Genomic DNA, 19,346 nt, shown 5'->3' with positions numbered 1-19,346 from the left:
TCGACGATGGCGATCGACCCCTCGAACATCCTGCTGACCGGCCGCGTCGCGGTGGTGACCGGCGGGGGCGCGGGCATCGGCCGCGGCATCGCGGCCGGAATGACGGCTTTCGGCGCTCGGGTGGCGATCTGGGAGCGCGACCCCCAAACCTGCGCACAGGCAGCCGAATCCATCGGCGGCCTGGGGATCGTCACCGATGTCCGAGACGGCGGCCAGGTGGATGCCGCGCTGGAACGCACCATCGCGGAACTGGGCACGCCGACGATCCTGGTGAACAACGCCGGCGGCGTGTTCTCCTCGCCGTTGCTGGAAACGAGCGAAAACGGTTGGGACGCGCTCTATCGCGCCAACCTGCGCCACGTGCTGCTGTGCAGCCAGCGCGTCGCCCGGAAGATGGTGTCCGAGGGCCTGTCCGGCAGCATCGTCTCGCTGACCTCGATCGAGGGCGTGCGCGCGGCGCCGGGCTACGCCGCCTACGCGGCCGCCAAGGCCGGTGTCATCAACTACACCAAGACCGCGGCGCTGGAGTTGGCGCCGCACGGGATCCGGGTCAACGCGATAGCCCCGGACATCACGCTCACCGAGGGGCTCGCGCAGCTCGGCGGCGAGGCCGCGACGAGCGCCATGCGCGACATGGTGCCGCTGGGCCGTCCCGGCCATGTCGACGAAATCGCCAGCGCGGCAGTATTTCTGGCCTCCGACATGGCGGCCTATCTGACCGGCCAGACGCTGCACATCGACGGCGGCACCCAGGCCTCCAGCGGGTGGTATCACGACCCGCGGACCGGCGACTACCGGCTGGGCCCGTCGACCTAGTGCGTCCAGCCCTCGGCGGCCTGTTCGTCGAAGGTCCGGTCGATGCGCTCGAACCTGCGGCGGATGGACGCCCGGGCCGCCGCGTGCGGCAGGATGTACAGCCGGTTGGCCAGGATCGCATCGGCGGTCAGCCGCGCGACATCGTCGGCGCTGACGCTCTCGTCCTGGGTGGGCAACGTCCCGAACGCGCCCTCGGGACTGGCCGACAGCCCGTAGTCCGCGCCCCGGATTCGCTCGGAATTGGAGACCAGCTTGGTTTCCACGACCATCGGGCACAACACCGATACGCCAATGCCATTGGCCTTGACCTCACGCGCCAGTGTCTCGGCGAGTCCGACGACACCGTATTTGGCGACGCCGTACGTCCCCAGACCGGCGTTGGGCACCAACCCGGCGAAGGACGCGGTGAAGGCGATGTGCCCGCCGCTGCCCTGTTCGATCAACCTGGGCACGAAGGCCTCGACGGCATGGATCGATCCCCATAGGTCGATGTCGATCACCCAGCGCCAGTCGTCGTGGTTCATCTGGCCGATCGGCCCCGCGACGACGATGCCGGCATTGCTGAAAACGACGTCGACGCTGCCGAGCAACCGGAAGGCTTCGTCGGCGAGGTGAACCATCTCGTCGAGATTCCGGACGTCGCAGACCACTCCGTGCGCGTCGAAACCCTCGCCGCGCAGCCGGTTCACCGCCTGTTCCAGCGCGGGTTGATCGACGTCGGAGAGCACCAGGCGGGCGCCGCGGTGGGCGAATTCGGTGGCCGTGGCCAGGCCGATGCCGCTGGCACCGCCGGTGACCACGGCCCCGCGGCCGTCGAAGCCAGACAGAAATCCGTCCATGGGACGGAACTCTATTTCAGGCAGCTACCCGCGTCGACCGGCAGGGTCACACCGGTGATGTAGCGCGCCTCGTCCGAGGCGAAGAACAGCACGGCGTTGCTGATGTCGATCGGCTCGACCCACGGGATCGGCAGCGTGTGGAACAGCTGACAGATCGGTGCCATGTCGTCGGGGCCCGGATTCTCCAGGTCCGGCCGGAACATCTTGAACGTGCCCTCGTTGTGCAGCATGGGGGTCTTGACGTGCGTGGGGTGCACGGAGTTGACGCGAATCATGTGCTGTCCCAATTCAACTCCGAAGGCGCGCATGAGCCCGACGACACCGTGTTTGGCCGCGACGTAGTGGCCGGTGTGGGGGTAGGCCTTGAGCCCTCCGACCGAGCTGGTCAGGATGATGGATCCGCCGCGACCGCCGGCCAGAAGATGGGGCACACCGGCTTTCACGGTTTTCCACACCCCGGCCAGGTTGATGTCGATCATCTCGGTCCAGTCTTCTTCGCTGGTCTTGTCCAAAGTCTCTCCGCCGTTGCCGATTCCGGCGTTGGCCACGATGATGTCGAGCCGGCCGAGTTGCTCGACGCCGCTGTCGACCGCCGCCTTGAGCGCGTCGTAATCGCGCACGTCGACTTCGGCCGTGAAGATCCTGCGGTTGTGCCCCTTGACCAGGTCGGCGGTCTCGGCGAGGTCCTCGGGCGTCGACGCCGGGATCGCGGTGTCCAGCACGCCCTCGCGGATGGGCTTGCAGATGTCGACGGCGATGATGTCGGCGCCCTCTTCCGCCAATCGCACCGCATGGCTGCGGCCCTGACCGCGCGCCGCTCCGGTGACCAAGGCGACTTTGCCCTCAACACGTCCGGTCATGGCTACCTCAACTCCTGACTTGATCTGATCGGCTCGCCTGCGCGGAGAACAATCGCGTCCCCGGATCGTGGGTCTTGCCGCTTTTGAACTCTGTCATTCGGCCAACACGGGTGTCAATGGCGAATCCGTTTCGGCTATTTGTGGTTCTAGATATTAGAGAATCTCATTCTCACGGGCAAACGGCGTGCGCTATCTGCTCAGCTCCGGAGTGAGGAAGATTACGGCCCGTGGGGGCGTGCTACGCGACGAAACCGCGCGAGCAGAAGTCCCATACCTCTTCTGCGGTGATGGGGTGGGTCGTCGCGTCGTCGGGGCCGCCGCTGGACTGCGCGATGAACATCACCGTCTGCATGGTCATGGCGGCCACGCGCTTGGGATTGATGGTGTTACGCAGCTTGCCGGCATCGTCGGCGGCTTCCATCAGTTCCGTCAGCAACGCCAGGAGCGGAGCATGTGCGACCTTGACCTCGGCCGGATGCGTCACCAGCAGTCGCGGAGCAAAGTCGGTGAACAGCGGGCGCTTGGCGGTCGGATCCGGGCGCGAGGCCTCGTACAGCAGTTGCACGGCGACCTGCAGCCGCTCCAGCGGATCGGTGTGGCTTTCCGTGGCGGCGCGGATCTGGTCTGCCGAGCGGCTCAGCGCGTCTTCGAACAGCGCCAGCAACAGCTCGTGCTTGCCGTCGAACTGCAGGTAGAAGCTGCGCAGCGACTGGCGGGAGCGGTCGACGACCTCCTGGACGGTAAAGTCGGTGCTGCCCTTTTCGATGATGATGGCCTGGGCGGCGTCGAGGAAGCGCTGAACACGTTGCGCCGCACGCAGTTTCGCCGTCTTGATGGACCGCTCGACAGCGCGTTGCTTCCAGGCCGGCTCTTCGCTGGGACTGGTCACGGCCGACTCAGGTGATTGCCGCGCTGGGAGAACATGGTTGGACTCTACCGGAGAACGCCGTGACATCGCTGCGCTCGACCCCCTCACGGATCACGTGTCGGAGATTGTAACTTTCTTACCACGAGAATACTATTCTCTTAGACGTGTGTATGGAAGCGTAATCGCAAGAGTGAACCGCGCCGCTGGCGGAAAGCGTGATCTACCGGCGGCGCGATTGCGCTCAGGACCATTTCGGGAAGTGCCGTGCAGCTGACGTTTGACGCCGACGTGGAGGCGTTCCGCGCCGAATTCATCGCGTTCCTCGATGAGCATCTGCCTTCCGAGGCCGAGGCACTCGACCGGCCGCGGTCGAGTTCGGACATCCCTACGTGGGCCCGCCGTTGGCAACGCCTGCTGTTCGACAGCGGATGGCTACTGCCCGGCAACCCGCCCGAGTTCGGCGGGCGCAACGCGACGCTGCTGCAGCAATACGTGTACCAAGAAGAGTTGTCACGACGGCGGATCTATCAAAGCTTCAACCCGCAGGGCGTGGGCATCATCGCGGCGTCGTTGTTGACGTTCGGCACCCCCGAACAGAAGCAGCGCTGGGCGGTGCCGATCCTGCGGGCGGAGATCACCGCGTCACTGGGCATGAGCGAACCGGGCGCGGGATCCGACCTCGCGTCGCTGAAAACCCGTGCGGTGCTTGACGGCGACCACTTCGTCGTCAACGGGCAGAAGGTGTGGACATCGGGCGCCCATCACGCCGACGTGCTGTTGACGTTCGTGCGCACCGATCCGGGCGCCCCAAAGCACAAGGGCATCAGCGCGTTACTGATTCCGACCGACACCCCCGGTGTGGTCCGCCGTCCATTCGCGTCGATGGGCGACATCGAAGACGTCGACTTCAACGAGGTCTTCTTCACCGACGCGCGGGTGCCGGCCGAGAACCTGGTGGGGGAGCTCGACGCGGGCTGGCGCGTGGCGACCGGTTCGCTCGGTCACGAACGCGCGATGCTGTGGCTGGATTACGCAGACATGTTGCACGCGCTGACCGTCGAGTCCAGGCCCGCGGGGCCTGTCCAGCGGGATCGCTACGCGACGCTGGTGATGGATTTCTACGCGATGCGACTGCTCGGGTCGGCGACGCTGGCCAAAGCCGCGCGCGGCGAAGAGGACGTGCCGGCCCAGTCGGTGCTCAAACTGCTGGGATCGGAGGCAATGCAACGCGCCTGCGAAGACGCGCTGGGCGCCAAGGGCGGGGAGGGACTGGCGTTGCACGGGGTCACCGCCCCGTTCGCCCCACTCAACCTGGACAGCCACTACGGCGCCTGGTTCGACCGGTACGCGCGCACGTTCGCCGCGACCATCGCCGGCGGCACCTCGGAAATTCAGCGCAACATCATCGCCGAACGCGTGCTGGGGCTCCCGCGGAATTGATCCGCGCGTCAGTGCCTGGCGACGTCCAGCCTGGCGTAATAGCCGATGGCGACGAGACCGACCAGTATCGCGATCACGCCTAAAACCATTCCCGCCAACGCGGTTCGGGGATTGTTCGCCTCCCCGCGGGCGACGCGCCGCCGGGCGACGTCGCCCGTCACCACCGCCGCGATACCGAACGGCACCCCCAGCATCATCCAACACGTGATGAGCCCGACCAGGCCCAGCAGCAGCGAGGCGACGCCGGCCTCGTTGCGCGGTGCGTCGGGGTGACTCATTGCGTCCCATCCTTATGGTGTCGGGACGAGTCTACGTGGACGCCGCCGAGAAGAGGCCCGCCGATCGGCATCGTGCGGGCCGATCCGTCACAGCTGGGCAAGCCGTGGGGCGGATCCTGTTGTCACCAAAGCTCTTCCGGCCTCGCGGGTGAGTTCTCGCGCGCTTCCCAGCAGTCCGTCGAGAATGAGCGAACGCTTGATGTGGTGGTGCAGCGGGTGTTCGGCCGTGAATCCGACACCGCCGAGCACCTGCTGGCAGTGCCGCGCGGCGGTCAGCGCCGCCTGGCCGGCCGCGGCTTTGGCCAGCAGTGCGGCCAGCCCCTCGTCGTCGCACTCGGTGGCCGCCTGCAGCGTCGCCTCGGCGCCCTCGATGGCCACCAGCGTCTCGGCCAGACGGTGTCGGATCGCCTGGAAGGAGCTGATGTGGCGACCGAACTGAACGCGGTCCAGGGCATGTTGACGGGCCAGCGAGAGCATGGCGCGGCTGGTGCCGACCAGCCACCAGCCAAGGGCGCGCCATCCCGCGTGCAGCGCGGCCGACGGCAATGGATCGCCTTGCGGCACAGGGTGTATGGGAAGCAGCTCGTCGATCGCAGTGTCGGACTCGTCGCGACGCTCCCACAGCACCCAGGACCCGCCGGCGAACGGCAGCGGAAGCGCGCCCCCGGGCGCATCACCGGCCGCGCACAGCAGCACATCGTTGAGCACGGGCGCGTGCGAGCCGGTCTCGCCGAGCAGCCTGAAGACCAACGGTATTGCGGCGTCGGGCATTTCCTCGAGCATGTCGCGCCAGCCGAGGTCGGTCAGTGCGGCGTCGAGCTTGGCTCCGGAGGCGGCGCCCATCGTCGTCCGCAGCGAGTCGGCCAGCAGCCGCAGCGATTCGGGGTCTGACTCGGTGTCCGGCGAAGGCGTCACGGTCACTCCTTCCCGAGGTCGAGCAATCGGCGGGCGATGATATTGCGCTGGATCTCGGCGGTACCGCCATAGATCGTCGCCGCGCGCGAGTACAGGTACTCCGAACGCCACGGTGTGTCTTCGAGTTCGAGCTTCCCCGGCAACAGGTCATGGACGGTGTCGTAGAGCCGCTGCTCGGCGGCGGCCAACAACACCTTGTCGATGGAGGTGTCGGGGCCCAGGCGGGCTCCGTCGCGCATCCGGTGCTGGGTGCCGCGCGACCGGCAGCGCAAGGTATGCAGCGCCAGATAGGCTCCGCCCAGGGCCGATTCGTCGGCCGCACCGCTGTCGGAGGCTTCGGCGATCAGGGCGTCGAATCGAGAGTAGAGATAGGCGATTCGCTGCCAGAAGCAGGAGGAACGCTCGTAGGGCAGCAGGTCCATGGCGAGTTTCCAGCCGTCGCCGGGCTTGCCGAGCATCCTGCTCGCCGGGATCACCACGTCGTCGTAGTACACCTCGCAGAATTCGTCGACGCCGTGCATCGTGCGCAGTGGCCGGATGGTGATGCCGGGGGTGTCGAGGTCGACGAAGAAGGCGGTGATGCCGTCGTGGCCGGGCGCGGTGCGGGTGAGCAGGACGCACCGCGACGAGAACTGCGCGAAACTGGTCCACACCTTTTGCCCGTTGACGACCCAGTTGTCGCCCTGCTGGGTCGCGCGGGTGGTGAGCGACGCGAGGTCGCTGCCGGATCCCGGCTCGGAAAAGCCCTGGCACCATTGCTCTTCGCCGCTCAACAGCCGCGGCACCATCTCCGCGGCGAGCTCAGGCGGCGCGTAGTCGATCATGGTGGGTGCGAGCACTTCGAGCATTGAGTACGGCCCGGGCTCGGCCAGGCGACGGCCCACCACTTCTTCGCCGACAACCGCCCGCAGCACCGCCGGCCCGCCCAGCCCGCCGACTTCTTCGGGCCAGCCGTACCGCATCCAATCGGCGTCGTAGAGCGCGCGACTGACCCGGGCGAACTGCTGCATATGTCCCTGCAGCGAGTGGTCGGGCCCGGGTGTCAGATCGTTGTCGTCGAGCCACGCGCGCAGGTCCGCTCGGAACTGCTCGACATTCACCGCACTGTCGATTGGTGGGCTCCTTAGGTCGTCGCCTGGGCCGCCGAGTCACCGGCGGGACGCCCGATGGCGTGCGGGCGCCCGGAATCGTGCACACCGCTGCGGCGGATGAAGGTCATCGCGCGAGTCTTGAGGCGCCACCCGTCGGCGGTCCGCACATAGGTGTCGCGATAGTAACCGATCCGCATGTCATGGCTGGAGTGGTCGATGAAGCACAGCGGTTGGGTCCCGCTGGCCACATCACCGTCGAGATCGACCACCGCGGTTCCGGTGAGAAACAAGCCCTTTGGGGCCGCGGCCACCAGTTCCGGGAACCGGTTCAGGCTGTAGGTTTCGCCGAACGCGCTGTAGGTACCGTCCGGGGTGAAGACCGCGACGAGACCCTCGATGTCTTGCTGGGTGATGGTCACGGCGTAGCGGCCGAGCAGCTGCTGGATCTCGACGAGGTCGTCAGTTCTGGTTGGGCCGCTGTCAGGCTGATTTGTCGACATAGACCTTGCCGCCTTTCATCACGAAGCTGACGTTTCGGGTAACGGTGATGTCTTCCAACGGGTTTCCGGGCACCGCGATGATATCGGCGAGCTGGCCCTGCGCCAGTCGGCCGCGGTCGGTCGAGTTGATGAGCTCGGCCGCGGTGGTGGTGGCCGCGCGCAGCACCGCCAGCGGCGGCATGCCCCAGTCCACCAGCGTGACGAGTTCGTCGGCGTTCTTGCCGTGCGGTATTGCCGGCGCGTCAGTGCCGACCGCGATCTTCACGCCGGCCTCATAGGCGGCCTTGACCGATGTCTTCGCCTTCGGGAACATCTCGGCGGCCTTGTCCTGCAACTCCTTGGGTGCGCGGGACACGTCCATCGCCTCGGCGAGCCTGCGGGTGGTCACCAGGAACCGGTCGTTGTCGACCAGCATCTGGATGGCCTCGTCGTCCATGAGGAAGCCGTGCTCGATGCAGTCGATACCGCACGCGACCGCGTGCTTGACCGCTTCCGCCCCGTGCGTGTGCGCGGCGACGCGTAGCCCGCGCCGGTGTGCTTCGTCAACGATCGCGCGCAGTTCCTCGTCCGAATAGTGTTGTGCACCAGCCTCACCGGTCAGCGACATGACACCGCCGGAAACGCACACCTTGATCAATTCGGCGCCGTGCTTGATCTGGTATCGCACCGCCTTGCGGATCTCGTCGATCCCATTCGCGATGCCCTCTTCGACCGTGAGCTCGAGTGCCCCCGGCATGAATGCGGCGAACATCGTCGGGTCCAGGTGCCCGCCGGTGGGCGTGATGGCGTGGCCCGCCGGGACGATTCGGGGCCCGTCGATCCAGCCCGCGTCAATCGCCTTGCCCAGCGCGACATCCAGCAGGTAGCCGCCGGTCTTGACGAACAGGCCGAGGTTGCGCACGGTGGTGAACCCGGCGTGCAGCGTACGTCGGGCGTTGCCGATCGCGCGCAGCACCCGCGTCGGGGGGTCGTCCTGCACTTGGGAGAGCCCGGGCGTTTCCCCGCGCCCGCCCATCAGGAGGTTCACCTCCATGTCCATCAACCCGGGCAGCAGGATCTGGTCGCCGAGATCGATGAGCTCGCCTTCCGGCTCACCCCCCACACCGACGATCCGGTCGCCCTCGATCCGCACGATGCCGGGCCGAACGATCTCGCCGGCATCGACGTCGAGCAGCCCGGCTGCCTTAAGCGTCAGCACGTGTCAGATCACCGGCTCCCGAAGCACTTCCACCCACGCCGCGCCGCTGTCGGGGACGCGCGGCTGCTTCCATGCCTCGATCGGGAATGACACCATGACCAAGGATTGCATGATGTGCATCAGGGTCTTTGCGTCATCCGGCAGGTCGTTCAGCGGAAACTTGTCGCAGTAGGCGATCACGTCGTTGAGTAACGGGAACGCGGCGTCGTAGAACTCCTGCATCTGTGGCATCGTCGAGGCGAGCCGCTTGGCGTAGCGCTCGGGCTCGGTGGCCAGGTCCCAATCCAAATAGGGCTCGAGGGCGGCGAATTCAGACGGTAGCGCCATTGCGCTGGTACTCCTTGACGTAGTTGGCGGTCGTGTGGTGCAGATGGCGGATCAGGACTTCCTGGTCACACAGCAGGAACTCCTTGACGGCCCGGGTGCCGATCATGGTCTGGGTCGCTTCCAAGGTGTTGGCGTCCTGCAGCGCGTACTCCTTGAACGTCACCGCGGCCAACTCCTGGGCCAGGCGTTCCCGCGCATCGCGCGGCGGGACGAAATACAGCGTGGACTCGAAGATGTGCTTGTCCACCGCGGTCGGCCAGTAGTGGTAGGTCAGGTACCAGCCGGGCTCCCAGATCAGCAGCATGAAGTTCGGGTAGAACAGCCACGAGTCGATGCCCCACTGCGGCACCCGCTTGACGTTGACACCCGAAGGGAGGTCGAGCTTTTCGATGATCTCCGGCTTGTCCCACGGGCCGAACAACCCGCTGCGCAACACCTGGTCCATGGGCTTGACCATGGACATGTCCGGGGGCGGCGACTGACCACCCCACGTCGACTGCAGGCTGTGCGGACCGGCCACCTCGTAATGCAGCGCCTCGTAGCCGAACTTCTGGATTTTGGCAGCTTCTTCCTTGGTGTACTGCCCCTGGTGCAGGATCGGCGCGTGGTAGAACTCGACGAACGCGTCGATGAACAGCTTCCAGTTGCTGCCGACCTCGGCCCGGTAGGAGTAGGCCTCCGTCATCTCGCCGAAGGGGTACCCCTCGATGCTCTTGGCCAGCGGCCCGAGGTAATCGGTGAGCGGCGCCGCGTTGTCGTCGAAGTTGATGAAGATGAAGCCTTCCCACACCTCGCAGCGGACGGGCGCCAGCCCGTAGTCGCCCTTGTCGACGTTGAAGAACTCTTCTTCCTGCTGGATGAAGGTCAGGTCACCATCGAGGTTGTAGCGCCAGGCGTGGTACTTGCAAGTGAACTGCCGGCAGGTGCCTGAGGTCTCCTCGTTGGGAAAGTCGTTCCACACCAGCTTGTTTCCGCGGTGGCGGCAGACGTTGTGATAGGCCCTGACCGACCCGTCCTTGGTCTTGACGATGATCACCGACGTGCCCTTGCCGGCCGACGGCAGTTCTCTGGTGAAGTAGCTGCCGGTGCGGGGGAGCCGGTTGACCCTGCCGACGTTCAGCCACATCCGCCGAAAGACCGCGTCGCGCTCGGCTTCGAAGAACGCGGGATCGATCGAGTCGGTGTAGTCGACCGGATCGGTGCCCAGTTCGGGATAGTTTTCTGTCCAGCTGCCGGCGGCTGGCTTGGGGAAGTGCGGCAACGTTCTTACTCCTCTTATTCGACGTTGGTAGCGGCTGGGGTGGCGTGTTCGGGCTGGATGCCGAAAGTGTTGAAGGCCATGGCCAGCAGGGCGTAGCAGCCGACCGTGAAGACGAAATCCATGCGTTGCTGGTCGGTGAGACGCTCGCCCAGCGCCGCCCACGTGTGGTCGGACAGTTCCGACTTCTCGTCGAGCTCGTCGACCCCGGTGATGACGGCTTGGTCGAACTCGTCGAGGGCCTCCCCACGCTGCACCGCCGCGATCTGGTCCTCGGTGATCCCTTCTTCCTTGGCCATGCGGAAGTGGTGGGACCACTCGTAGGCACATTGCCGGCGGTGGGCCACCCGCAGGATGGCCAGTTCGCGGATGCGTGGCGGCAGCGTGGACGACGTCAGCAGGTGGACATTGAATCGGAGAAAGGCCTTGGCCAGCTTGGGGTGGTGCGCGAGCGTGGACAGCGCGTTGTTGGTGTCCGCTTCACGCATGGCCGAGAGGGCCTGCTGGGTAGCCTCGTCCCACTGATCGGCGGGGAGCGGCTGCAAGCGCATCAGCAGTGTCCTCTCGGTGAAAGAGAATCAGATTCTCATTTGCAACTAACAGAGTGGCACGAAACGTGCGCCCGGTCAATGCCGGCGTGTCGCGCGACCCCGGGTCGGGTCACCGCCTGGCCTGCGCGGCGGTCGGGTTGGTCGCTGTCCTCACTGATCGGGGCGGCGCCGCCGCGCCGCTGCGTCGCGCCAGTCCAACCTCACGGCATTGACGCTCGGCGCCGGCGAATCCGCCGGTTCCTTCGGTCGCTGGTCAGGAGGGTGCGGGCCGGTGCAGCAACCGATGGATGTTGATTCTCGCCTGGCGAGAAGATAGTTTTCATTTTAGTGATCTTGGCACGGGACAGCGATTCGCCGAGGCTGTGATCGATTCGGTGGAACCGACGAAAGGGACGGCCATGAACAAAGAAGACATGATCCTGATCAGCGTCGACGACCACACCGTCGAGCCACCCGACATGTTCAAGAACCACTTGGCGAAGAAGTATCAGGACGACGCGCCGCGGCTGGTCCACAACGCCGACGGTTCGGACATGTGGAAGTTCCGCGACACCGTCATCCCCAACGTCGCGCTGAACGCGGTGGCCGGCCGGCCGAAAGAGGAGTACGGCATCGAGCCGACCGGGCTCGACGAGATCCGTCCGGGTTGTTACAACGTGGACGAGCGCGTCAAGGACATGAACGCCGGCGGCATCCTGGCTTCGATCTGCTTCCCGTCGTTCCCCGGCTTCGCGGGGCGCCTGTTCGCCACCGACGACAATGACTTCTCGATCGCGCTGGTGCAGGCCTACAACGACTGGCACATCGACGAGTGGTGCGGCGCCTACCCGGCGCGGTTCATCCCGATGGCGATACCGGTCATCTGGGACGCCGAGGCGTGCGCCGCCGAGGTGCGCCGGGTGGCCAAGAAGGGTGTGCACGCGCTCACCTTCACCGAGAACCCGGCCGCGATGGGCTATCCCAGCTTCCACGACGAGTACTGGAACCCGCTGTGGAAAGCCTTGGTGGACACCGACATGGTGATGAACGTGCACATCGGTTCCTCGGGGCGGCTGGCCATCACCGCGCCGGATGCGCCGATGGACGTGATGATCACGCTGCAGCCGATGAACATCGTGCAGGCGGCCGCCGACCTGTTGTGGTCGCGGCCGATCAAGGAGTACCCGGACCTCAAGATCGCGTTGTCCGAGGGCGGAACCGGCTGGATTCCGTACTTCCTGGAGCGCGCCGACCGGACCTTCGAGATGCACTCCGCGTGGACGCACCAGGACTTCAAGGGCAAGCTGCCCAGCGAGGTTTTCCGCGATCACTTCCTGACCTGCTTCATCAGCGACAAGGTCGGCGTGGCGCTGCGCAACATGATCGGCATCGACAACATCTGCTGGGAGGCCGACTACCCGCACAGCGACTCGATGTGGCCGGGTGCGCCCGAAGAGCTCTGGGATGTCTTGTCGATCAACAACGTTCCCGACGACGAGATCAACAAGATGACCTACGAGAACGCCATGCGCTGGTACTCGTTCGACCCGTTCACGCACATTTCGCGCGAACAGGCGACCGTTGGTGCGCTGCGCAAGGCCGCCGAGGGGCACGACGTGTCCATCAAGGCCCAGGGCCACGAAAAGGACGGCCGAGGCGGCTCGTCCTTCGCGGATTTCGCGGCCAACGCCAAAGCGCTTAGCGGCAACAAGGACTAAGCCGGGCGAGCAGACGCAGAATCGCATCGTTTGGACGGTATCGTGCGATTCTGCGTCTGCTCGCGCTGAAGAAAGGTGCCACCCGTGGGTGGAATGAACTTTGAGCTGACCGATGACCAGGAATTGATCCGTCGGTCGGTTGCGGAATTGGCGCGCAAGTTCGACGACCAGTACTGGATGGAAAAAGACCAGGCGCACGAATTCCCCACCGAGTTCTACCGCGCCATCGCCGACGGCGGCTGGTTGGGAATGACCATCCCCACCGAATACGGCGGCCACGGCCTGGGAATCACCGAAGCGACCATCCTGCTCGAGGAGGTCGCCAAGTCCGGCGGCGCCATGAACGCGGCCAGCGCGATCCACCTGTCCATCTTCGGCATGCAGCCCGTGGTGGTGCACGGCTCCGATGAACTCAAGGCCCGCACGCTGCCCGCGGTCGCGACCGGTGAGGTGCACGTCTGCTTCGGCGTGACCGAACCCGGTGCGGGGCTTGATACTTCCCGCATCACGACGTTCGCCAAGCGCGACGGCGATCGCTACATCGTCAACGGCCGCAAGGTGTGGATCTCCAAGGCGATGGAATCCGACAAGATCCTGTTGCTGACCCGGACGCAGAGCTATGACGAGGTCACCAAGAAGACCGACGGGATGACGCTGTTCCTCACCGACCTTGACCGGAGCCGGGTGGACATCCGCCCGATCCGCAAGATGGGTCGCAACGCCGTCAGCTCCAACGAACTGTTCATCGACAACCTCGAGGTGCCGGTCGAGGACCGGGTCGGCGAGGAGGGCAAGGGATTTCAGTACATCCTTGACGGCTTGAACCCGGAGCGGATGCTGATCGCCGCCGAGGCGCTCGGCATCGGCCGGGTGGCTCTGGAGAAGGCGGTGAAATACGGTAACGAGCGCGAGGTCTTCGGCCGCCCCATCGGAATGAACCAGGGCCTGCAGTTCCCGCTCGCCGATTCCCTGGCCCGGCTCGATGCCGCCGAGCTGATGTTGCGCAAGGCCACCTGGCTGTATGACAACGGCAAATCCTGTGGGCGCGAGGCCAATACGGCCAAGTACCTGTGCGCCGATGCCGGCTTCACCGCCGCGGACCGGGCGTTGCAAACTCACGGCGGCATGGGTTACGCGGAGGAGTACCACATCACCCGCTACTTCCGTGAAGCCCGGTTGATGAAGATCGCGCCGGTCAGCCAGGAGATGATCTTGAATTTCCTCGGAGCCAACGTTTTGAAGCTGCCGAGGAGCTACTGATGCCGGGCGGGTGCCGCCGGTCGACGGCGGCGTGGTGATGTGACGCACGCTCGACACCGATGACTTCCGCTTTTGGGGCCGACGGCCCGTTGTTGCTGTCGCACGACCATGACGGGGTGCGCACTCTCACGCTGAACCGGCCGCGGCGCAAGAACGCGATCAACCCGGAATTGTGGGTTGCCCTGCGCGACGCACTCGATGCCGCCGGTCGTGATCAGAGCGTGCGCGCACTCGTGCTCACCGGATCCGGGGGCAGCTTCTGCTCGGGGGCCGACATCTCGGTGCCCGAGGACATCCACCCGAAATACAAGTTGCAGCGCCTGACCGACGTCGCGCTGGCCTTGCACGAGCTTTCGATTCCGACGGTCGCCAAGGTGACCGGGGTGGCCGTCGGGGCCGGATGGAATCTCGCGCTGGGTTGTGACTTGGTGGTCGCAACCCCGGAATCGACGTTCTGTCAGATCTTTTCGAAGCGTGGGCTGTCGATCGATCTCGGTGGCTCCTGGCTGCTACCCAAAATCGTTGGCCTGCAACAGGCGAAGCGGCTCGCCTTGCTGGCGGACACGATCGATGCCGAAGAGGCGTGCGCGCTGAACCTGGTGACCTGGGTTGTGTCGGCCGCGGAGATCGACGCCTTCGTCACGGATCTCGCCAACCGGCTCGCGGCCGGGCCGCCGATCGCGTTGGCCCACACCAAAGCGTTGCTGAACGAGGGCGCCGACCGCACCTTGCGTGACGCGCTGGCCAACGAGGCCCGCGCGCAGGGAGTCAACTTCGCCACCGCGGACGCCGCGGCGGCCTATGCCGCTTTCGCCGAACGGCGGGAGCCGTCGTTTACTGGTCGGTGGGCCCTAGCAAAATCCGGCGTGGAACCGGATTCGGGCGAGAAACAATCGGAGTAGAGATATGCGTGAAACAGTCATCGTCGACGCCGTGCGCACCGCCGTCGGCAAGCGCAACGGCGCGCTTTCGGGCATGCACGCCGCCGATCTGTCCGCGGTCGTCCTCAACGAACTCGTGGAACGCACCGGCATCGGCCCCGAGATCATCGACGACGTGGTGTGGGGCTGTGTCTCCCAGGTGGGCGACCAGTCCAGCAACATCGGCCGTTACGCCGTGTTAGCCGCCGGCTGGCCGGAAAGCATTCCCGGCACCACCGTCAACCGCGCCTGCGGTTCCAGCCAGCAGGCGCTGGACTTCGCCGTACAGGCGGTGATGTCGGGCCAGCAGGATGTCGTCGTGGCCGGCGGTGTCGAGGTCATGAGCCGCGTCCCCCTGGGCTCGGCGCGCGCCTCCGGCATGCCTTATGGCCCGAAAGTGCTTGCCCGCTATGACGATTTCTCCTTCAACCAGGGGCTGTCTGCGGAGATGATCGCCAAAAAGTGGGGCTTCTCCCGCACCCGGCTCGACGAGTACAGCGTCGAGTCCCACGAGCGGGCGGCCGCGGCCCAGGACGCCGGCGCGTTCACCGACCAGATTGTGCCGGTGTTCGCCGAAGGGGCCGAGAACAACGTGGTGGCCGCCGACGAGGGCGTTCGGCGCGGAAGCAGCGTGGAAAAGCTGGCCGCGCTCAAGCCCGCCTTCGCCGAGGACGGCGTGATCCACGCCGGCAATTCCTCGCAGATCTCCGACGGGGCCGCCGCGCTACTGGTGACCACCGCCGAGATGGCGGTCGAGCTGGGTTTGACCCCGATCGTGCGGTACGTGGCGGGCGCGGTCACCGGGGCGGATCCGGTGCTCATGCTCACCGGCCCCATTCCGGCGACCGAGAAGGTGCTCAGCAAGGCCGGCGTCGCGCTGTCGGACGTGGGCGTGTTCGAGGTCAACGAGGCCTTCGCGCCCGTCCCGCTGGCGTGGCTGGCGGAAACCGGTACGGACCCCGCCCGGATGAACCCGCTGGGCGGCGCCATCGCGCTGGGCCACCCGCTCGGCGCCTCGGGTGCCGTGCTGATGACCCGCATGGCGCACCACATGCGCGACAACGGGATTCGGTACGGGCTGCAGACCATGTGCGAGGGCGGCGGGACCGCCAACGCGACGCTGGTCGAGCTCGTCGGCTAGCAGCGACCCCACTCACGAAAAGCCACCCCCGGTGACCCTTGTCACAGCGGTCAAACTAACCTACTGTGTGTTCACTAGGTTGGTTCAGCTCACCGATCGCACCAGTCGCTTCAGGGAGTCCGGTTGGCCGTCGCACGGCGTTACGACACGCTTCTCGCCAAGGGCGAGGACCGCAAGCAGCGGATCCTCGACGTCGCCCAGCGCCTCCTGACCCGCAACGGTTGGCGCAGCACGACGCTCGCCCAGATCGCCGGTGAAGCCGGCGTGACCCCGGCGGGGCTGCTGCATCACTTCGAATCGAAGGAGCAGCTGCTGCACGCCGTGCTCGACGCGCGCGACCTCGACGACGACACCCACGCGGACCGGACCGGCGACCTTTTCGACCAGATCACCCAGGTCGCCGACCGGTTCCACCGCGCCCCCGAGCTGGTGGGCACGTTCACGGTGCTGCTGGTGGAGAACATCCTTCCCGAGGCACCGCTGCACGACCGGATGCTGGCCCGCCACCGCGCCGCGACCGACATCGTTGCCGACCTCATCCGTCGCGGTCAGGCCGATGGCCGGTACCGCGACGACATCGACCCCGCCGTCAAGGCAGTGGAAATCCTCGCCTTCGTCCACGGAATGGAAACCACATGGTTGCTCGATCCTTCGATACCGCTACCCGAGGTGTTCAAGCAGTACGCCGAGACACTGGCGCGGGACTTCGCGCCCACGAAGAGACCCGCGACGACATGAGATACCGGCTCGACATCGTCGCCGCCACCGTCATCGACGTGGTGCGATTCGCCGGCGGCTGGATCTTCGACCGGTCGATGGCGGGATGGGACGTCACCGTCCTGGTCGCCGACCACCCCGACGTCCGGCCCCTGCAGATCGTCGGCGCCCGGGTGATCGACCTCGAGGACGCCCTCACGTCGGCGCAATCGCGGCCCCGCCCGCAGGCCCTGGCGGCGGCGGCCGACCTGTTCGGCTGCGACCCGCGGGTGCGCCAGGGCGTGCTGCAGGCCCTCGATCACGGCGTCACCGAGGTGACGCTGTGGGGCGAGAACTGGCCGTCCGAACTCGACGAAAGCGTCGGACTGGTGCAACACCAGCTGAGCATGGCCGCCCAGACGTTCAAGGCGCAGGCCCTGGCGGCCGCGTCGAATGCCGCGGGTGCCCCGCAGCTTCCCGTGGGGCACGTCGAGACCTTTCGGAGCGGTCTTTTGGCGTGGCCGTCGGTCGCCGCCGATCTGGTGCCCGCCAGCTGATTCGGCGTGCCGGGGCCCGCACGACGGCTCGACGTGCCGCCCGTCTCGGCGCGCGGACGGGACCCCGCGTTGACGACCACCGCGCCCTATGGAAATGTAATGCTCATCTGCGAGAGGCACGTTCTCACTAGCCGAGATTCAAGGAGCAGGAGATGACGAAGGAATTCTCCGAGTTGGACTTCTTCCGCGGCAGCGAGCTCATCGCGGACCCGTACCCCTACTACGAGGCGCTGCGCCAGCGGTGCCCCGTCACGCGGGAAAGCCATCACGACGTCACGATGATCACCGGCTGGGACGAGGCGTGCGCGGTGCTCAACGACGCCGAGACGTGGTCGTCGTGCATCTCCGTGACCGGGCCGTTCCCCGGCTTTCCGGTGCCGCTCGAGGGCGACGACGTCACCGAGCTCATCGAGCGGCACCGCGACGAACTGCCCTTCAGCGACCAGCTGCCCACGCTCGACCCGCCGACCCACACCAACCACCGCTCCCTGCTGATGCGGCTGATCACCCCCAAGCGCCTCAAGGAGAACGAGGACGCGATGTGGGCGCTGGCCGACCAGGCGCTCGACGAGTTCCTGGCGCCCGGTCACGGCGAATGGATCAAGGGCTTCGCCGGCCCCTTCACGCTGTTGGTGATCGCCGACCTGCTGGGCGTGCCCATGGAAGACCGCGACAAATTCGTCAAGGGCATCCGCGAGCACTCGGGTGGCGGCGTCGGCGGCACCGGCAAGGAATCGCTGGCCCACAGCCCGCTGGAATTCCTCTACGGCCTGTTCTCCGACTACGTGCGGGACCGTCGCCGCGAGCCCCGCGACGACGTGCTGACCGGCCTGGCGACCGCCACCTTCCCCGACGGCTCGATCCCCGAGGTCGAGGACGTGGCGCGCGTGGCGGCCAACGTCTTCTCGGCGGGCCAGGAGACCACCGTGCGGCTGCTCGGTGCCGCGCTGCAGACGCTGGGGGAGCGGCCCGACGTCCAGGCGCAGTTGCGCAAGGACCGCAGCCTGATCCCCAACTTCATCGAAGAGTCCCTGCGCCACGAGAGCCCGGTCAAGGGCGACTTCCGGATGAACCGGGTGCCGGCCAATGTCGGTGGGGTCGACCTGCCCGCGGGTAGCACCGTGATGATCGTGCAGGCGGCCGCCAACCGCGACCCGCGTCGCTTCGAGGACCCCGCCACGTTCGACCCGGCCCGCAAGAACGCCCGACAGCACATCTCCTTCGGCCGCGGAATTCACAGCTGCCCGGGCGCGCCGCTGGCGCGGGCCGAAACGCGGGTGGCGCTCGAGCGGCTGCTCGACCGCACGACCGACATCAGGATCAACGAGGACAAGCACGGCCCGGCGAATAACCGTCGCTACCAATATGTTCCGACGTATATCCTGCGCGGTCTGACCGAACTGCACCTGGAGTTCACGCTCGCATGAAGGTCTGGGTGGACGATCAGCGGTGCCGCGGTCATGGGATGTGCTTGACGCTGTGTCCCGACGTGTTCAGCCTGACCGACGACGGCTACGCCGAAGCGATAGATTCCGACGTCCCAACGGAATTGGAGGCCGACGCCCGGGAAGCCATCCAGTGTTGTCCCGAGCAGGCGATCAGCGAGAAGTAACTAATCCACAGGCAGGCAAGGAGATTCGGCGTGGCAAAAGGTTATGTCATCCTGACCGAGGCGATCAAGGACCCGGAGGGCATGAAGGCGTACGCCCAGGCGGCCGGATCGGCGATGAGCGGGGCCACCATTCTCGCGGTGGACACCGCGCCCAAAGTCATTGAGGGCGACTGGCACGGCGACCAAACCGTCGTCCTGGAATTCGAATCGGTGGATGCCGCCCGGGCCTGGTACGAATCCGAGGGCTACCAAAAGGCGGCGAAGCTGCGCCAGCAGGCCGCCGACTGCAACGCGGTCATCCTCTCCGGATTCTGATCGCTACTCACCGACGATGGAGATTGCCTGCCGAGGGCATTGACGGACGGCCTCGCGCACGTCCGCCTCGTTCTCCGGGGTGACTTCCTCTTGGTGGACGGTCAGCATGTCGTCGTCGCCGAGCTCGAAGATGTCCGGGTTGATGCCCATGCAGACACCGTTGCTCTCGCAGAGTCCCCAGTCGACTTCGATCTTCTTCGTCATCGT

General features: G+C 66.2%; 23 protein-coding genes and 1 pseudogene. 12 read left to right on the top strand and 12 right to left on the bottom strand.

The window, feature by feature from the left end; genetic code table 11:
• Window positions 1-6: 6 nt before the first annotated feature.
• Window positions 7-816 (top strand): SDR family NAD(P)-dependent oxidoreductase, encoded by an 810-nt coding sequence (locus tag QGN30_RS23885; RefSeq protein ID WP_014941300.1) that lies wholly within the window; start codon window positions 7-9, stop codon window positions 814-816.
• Here QGN30_RS23885 and QGN30_RS23880 read toward each other — a convergent pair.
• The 3 genes from QGN30_RS23880 to QGN30_RS23870 form a co-directional block, all read right to left on the bottom strand.
• Window positions 813-1,643, bottom strand: coding sequence for an SDR family NAD(P)-dependent oxidoreductase (locus QGN30_RS23880; RefSeq protein WP_026071475.1), 831 nt, complete (start codon window positions 1,641-1,643; stop codon window positions 813-815). The two genes, QGN30_RS23885 and QGN30_RS23880, sit on opposite strands and share 4 nt — an antisense overlap.
• A 23-nt stretch (window positions 1,644-1,666) precedes the next feature.
• Window positions 1,667-2,515, bottom strand: coding sequence for a mycofactocin-coupled SDR family oxidoreductase (locus tag QGN30_RS23875; RefSeq protein ID WP_038535034.1), 849 nt, complete (start codon window positions 2,513-2,515; stop codon window positions 1,667-1,669).
• A gap of 238 nt (window positions 2,516-2,753) precedes the next feature.
• On the bottom strand, window positions 2,754-3,404 hold the full coding sequence (locus tag QGN30_RS23870; RefSeq protein ID WP_038535036.1) for a TetR/AcrR family transcriptional regulator: 651 nt from the start codon (window positions 3,402-3,404) through the stop codon (window positions 2,754-2,756).
• 243 nt (window positions 3,405-3,647) lie between these two features.
• Here QGN30_RS23870 and QGN30_RS25815 point away from each other — a divergent pair.
• Window positions 3,648-4,253: pseudogene (locus QGN30_RS25815) on the top strand (acyl-CoA dehydrogenase family protein); the annotation flags it as partial.
• A 12-nt stretch (window positions 4,254-4,265) separates the two neighbouring features.
• Window positions 4,266-4,823 carry an acyl-CoA dehydrogenase family protein gene (locus tag QGN30_RS25810; RefSeq protein WP_407665070.1) on the top strand — a complete coding sequence of 186 codons (558 nt, stop codon included), beginning with the start codon at window positions 4,266-4,268 and terminating at the stop codon, window positions 4,821-4,823.
• A gap of 8 nt (window positions 4,824-4,831) precedes the next feature.
• Here QGN30_RS25810 and QGN30_RS23860 read toward each other — a convergent pair whose 3' ends face one another.
• The 8 genes from QGN30_RS23860 to QGN30_RS23825 form a co-directional block, all read right to left on the bottom strand.
• On the bottom strand, window positions 4,832-5,101 hold the full coding sequence (locus tag QGN30_RS23860; RefSeq protein ID WP_008253654.1) for a DUF4190 domain-containing protein: 270 nt from the start codon (window positions 5,099-5,101) through the stop codon (window positions 4,832-4,834).
• Between the two features lie 87 nt (window positions 5,102-5,188).
• A complete protein-coding gene (locus tag QGN30_RS23855; RefSeq protein ID WP_038535040.1) occupies window positions 5,189-6,022 on the bottom strand; it encodes an acyl-CoA dehydrogenase family protein in 834 nt (277 codons plus the stop codon).
• On the bottom strand, window positions 6,019-7,116 hold the full coding sequence (locus tag QGN30_RS23850) for an acyl-CoA dehydrogenase family protein (protein ID WP_067165442.1): 1,098 nt from the start codon (window positions 7,114-7,116) through the stop codon (window positions 6,019-6,021). Before QGN30_RS23850 ends, QGN30_RS23855 begins: the two co-directional genes overlap by 4 nt.
• A gap of 23 nt (window positions 7,117-7,139) precedes the next feature.
• Window positions 7,140-7,607: a nuclear transport factor 2 family protein gene (locus QGN30_RS23845; RefSeq protein ID WP_067165438.1), complete on the bottom strand. Its 468-nt coding sequence runs from the start codon at window positions 7,605-7,607 to the stop codon at window positions 7,140-7,142.
• A complete protein-coding gene (locus QGN30_RS23840; protein ID WP_083014983.1) occupies window positions 7,588-8,805 on the bottom strand; it encodes a metal-dependent hydrolase family protein in 1,218 nt (405 codons plus the stop codon). The genes QGN30_RS23845 and QGN30_RS23840 overlap by 20 nt, the downstream gene beginning before the upstream one ends.
• 3 nt (window positions 8,806-8,808) lie before the next feature.
• Window positions 8,809-9,132, bottom strand: coding sequence for a hypothetical protein (locus tag QGN30_RS23835; protein WP_095576547.1), 324 nt, complete (start codon window positions 9,130-9,132; stop codon window positions 8,809-8,811).
• The gene (locus QGN30_RS23830; protein WP_326565831.1) at window positions 9,116-10,393 is read right to left on the bottom strand and encodes an aromatic ring-hydroxylating oxygenase subunit alpha; all 1,278 of its coding nucleotides are present in this window, start codon (window positions 10,391-10,393) and stop codon (window positions 9,116-9,118) included. The genes QGN30_RS23835 and QGN30_RS23830 overlap by 17 nt, the downstream gene beginning before the upstream one ends.
• Window positions 10,394-10,407: 14 nt before the next feature.
• Window positions 10,408-10,941 (bottom strand): carboxymuconolactone decarboxylase family protein, encoded by a 534-nt coding sequence (locus QGN30_RS23825; RefSeq protein ID WP_326565829.1) that lies wholly within the window; start codon window positions 10,939-10,941, stop codon window positions 10,408-10,410.
• Window positions 10,942-11,339: 398 nt separating this feature from the next.
• On the opposite strand from QGN30_RS23825, the gene QGN30_RS23820 reads away from it, so the two are divergent.
• The 9 genes from QGN30_RS23820 to QGN30_RS23780 all read left to right on the top strand — a co-directional run bounded on the left by QGN30_RS23820 (window position 11,340) and on the right by QGN30_RS23780 (window position 19,139).
• Window positions 11,340-12,638 carry an amidohydrolase family protein gene (locus tag QGN30_RS23820; RefSeq protein WP_067165661.1) on the top strand — a complete coding sequence of 433 codons (1,299 nt, stop codon included), beginning with the start codon at window positions 11,340-11,342 and terminating at the stop codon, window positions 12,636-12,638.
• 93 nt (window positions 12,639-12,731) lie between these two features.
• Window positions 12,732-13,898, top strand: a complete 1,167-nt coding sequence (locus QGN30_RS23815) for an acyl-CoA dehydrogenase family protein (RefSeq protein ID WP_067165421.1) — start codon at window positions 12,732-12,734, stop codon at window positions 13,896-13,898.
• A gap of 59 nt (window positions 13,899-13,957) precedes the next feature.
• Complete coding sequence (locus QGN30_RS23810) at window positions 13,958-14,800, top strand: enoyl-CoA hydratase/isomerase family protein (protein ID WP_326565825.1); 843 nt, start codon at window positions 13,958-13,960, stop codon at window positions 14,798-14,800.
• A gap of 4 nt (window positions 14,801-14,804) precedes the next feature.
• Window positions 14,805-15,959 (top strand): thiolase family protein, encoded by a 1,155-nt coding sequence (locus QGN30_RS23805; RefSeq protein ID WP_326565823.1) that lies wholly within the window; start codon window positions 14,805-14,807, stop codon window positions 15,957-15,959.
• 123 nt (window positions 15,960-16,082) lie between these two features.
• The gene (locus tag QGN30_RS23800) at window positions 16,083-16,697 is read left to right on the top strand and encodes a TetR/AcrR family transcriptional regulator (protein ID WP_067165411.1); all 615 of its coding nucleotides are present in this window, start codon (window positions 16,083-16,085) and stop codon (window positions 16,695-16,697) included.
• Entirely contained in the window at window positions 16,694-17,212 is a 519-nt protein-coding gene (locus QGN30_RS23795; RefSeq protein ID WP_326565819.1) for a hypothetical protein, read from the top strand. The genes QGN30_RS23800 and QGN30_RS23795 overlap by 4 nt, the downstream gene beginning before the upstream one ends.
• A 152-nt stretch (window positions 17,213-17,364) precedes the next feature.
• Window positions 17,365-18,639 carry a cytochrome P450 gene (locus QGN30_RS23790; RefSeq protein ID WP_014379176.1) on the top strand — a complete coding sequence of 425 codons (1,275 nt, stop codon included), beginning with the start codon at window positions 17,365-17,367 and terminating at the stop codon, window positions 18,637-18,639.
• On the top strand, window positions 18,636-18,824 hold the full coding sequence (locus QGN30_RS23785; RefSeq protein ID WP_008253680.1) for a ferredoxin: 189 nt from the start codon (window positions 18,636-18,638) through the stop codon (window positions 18,822-18,824). The genes QGN30_RS23790 and QGN30_RS23785 overlap by 4 nt, the downstream gene beginning before the upstream one ends.
• A gap of 81 nt (window positions 18,825-18,905) precedes the next feature.
• Window positions 18,906-19,139, top strand: coding sequence for a DUF1330 domain-containing protein (locus tag QGN30_RS23780; RefSeq protein WP_230487555.1), 234 nt, complete (start codon window positions 18,906-18,908; stop codon window positions 19,137-19,139).
• A gap of 3 nt (window positions 19,140-19,142) precedes the next feature.
• On the opposite strand, the gene QGN30_RS23775 is transcribed toward QGN30_RS23780, so the two are convergent.
• On the bottom strand, window positions 19,143-19,343 hold the full coding sequence (locus QGN30_RS23775; protein ID WP_007777398.1) for a ferredoxin: 201 nt from the start codon (window positions 19,341-19,343) through the stop codon (window positions 19,143-19,145).
• Between the last annotated feature and the right edge of the window lie 3 nt (window positions 19,344-19,346).

The sequence above is a fragment of the Mycobacterium sp. 3-98 genome (assembly GCF_035918355.1).
Classification (GTDB): domain Bacteria; phylum Actinomycetota; class Actinomycetes; order Mycobacteriales; family Mycobacteriaceae; genus Mycobacterium; species Mycobacterium intracellulare.
The sequence above is the reverse complement of the archived record's forward strand: the minus strand, read 5'-3'. Positions and strand labels throughout refer to the sequence as shown.

Coding starts and splice junctions, on each gene's coding strand:
- QGN30_RS23885 (WP_014941300.1), top strand. CDS start 7: ATGGCGATCGACCCCTCGAACATCCTGCTGACCGGCCGCGTCGCGGTG.
- QGN30_RS23875 (WP_038535034.1), bottom strand. CDS start 2,515: ATGACCGGACGTGTTGAGGGCAAAGTCGCCTTGGTCACCGGAGCGGCG.
- QGN30_RS25810 (WP_407665070.1), top strand. CDS start 4,266: ATGGGCGACATCGAAGACGTCGACTTCAACGAGGTCTTCTTCACCGAC.
- QGN30_RS23860 (WP_008253654.1), bottom strand. CDS start 5,101: ATGAGTCACCCCGACGCACCGCGCAACGAGGCCGGCGTCGCCTCGCTG.
- QGN30_RS23845 (WP_067165438.1), bottom strand. CDS start 7,607: ATGTCGACAAATCAGCCTGACAGCGGCCCAACCAGAACTGACGACCTC.
- QGN30_RS23835 (WP_095576547.1), bottom strand. CDS start 9,132: ATGGCGCTACCGTCTGAATTCGCCGCCCTCGAGCCCTATTTGGATTGG.
- QGN30_RS23825 (WP_326565829.1), bottom strand. CDS start 10,941: ATGCGCTTGCAGCCGCTCCCCGCCGATCAGTGGGACGAGGCTACCCAG.
- QGN30_RS23820 (WP_067165661.1), top strand. CDS start 11,340: ATGAACAAAGAAGACATGATCCTGATCAGCGTCGACGACCACACCGTC.
- QGN30_RS23815 (WP_067165421.1), top strand. CDS start 12,732: ATGAACTTTGAGCTGACCGATGACCAGGAATTGATCCGTCGGTCGGTT.
- QGN30_RS23810 (WP_326565825.1), top strand. CDS start 13,958: ATGACTTCCGCTTTTGGGGCCGACGGCCCGTTGTTGCTGTCGCACGAC.
- QGN30_RS23805 (WP_326565823.1), top strand. CDS start 14,805: ATGCGTGAAACAGTCATCGTCGACGCCGTGCGCACCGCCGTCGGCAAG.
- QGN30_RS23795 (WP_326565819.1), top strand. CDS start 16,694: ATGAGATACCGGCTCGACATCGTCGCCGCCACCGTCATCGACGTGGTG.
- QGN30_RS23790 (WP_014379176.1), top strand. CDS start 17,365: ATGACGAAGGAATTCTCCGAGTTGGACTTCTTCCGCGGCAGCGAGCTC.
- QGN30_RS23785 (WP_008253680.1), top strand. CDS start 18,636: ATGAAGGTCTGGGTGGACGATCAGCGGTGCCGCGGTCATGGGATGTGC.
- QGN30_RS23780 (WP_230487555.1), top strand. CDS start 18,906: ATGAAGGCGTACGCCCAGGCGGCCGGATCGGCGATGAGCGGGGCCACC.
- QGN30_RS23775 (WP_007777398.1), bottom strand. CDS start 19,343: ATGACGAAGAAGATCGAAGTCGACTGGGGACTCTGCGAGAGCAACGGT.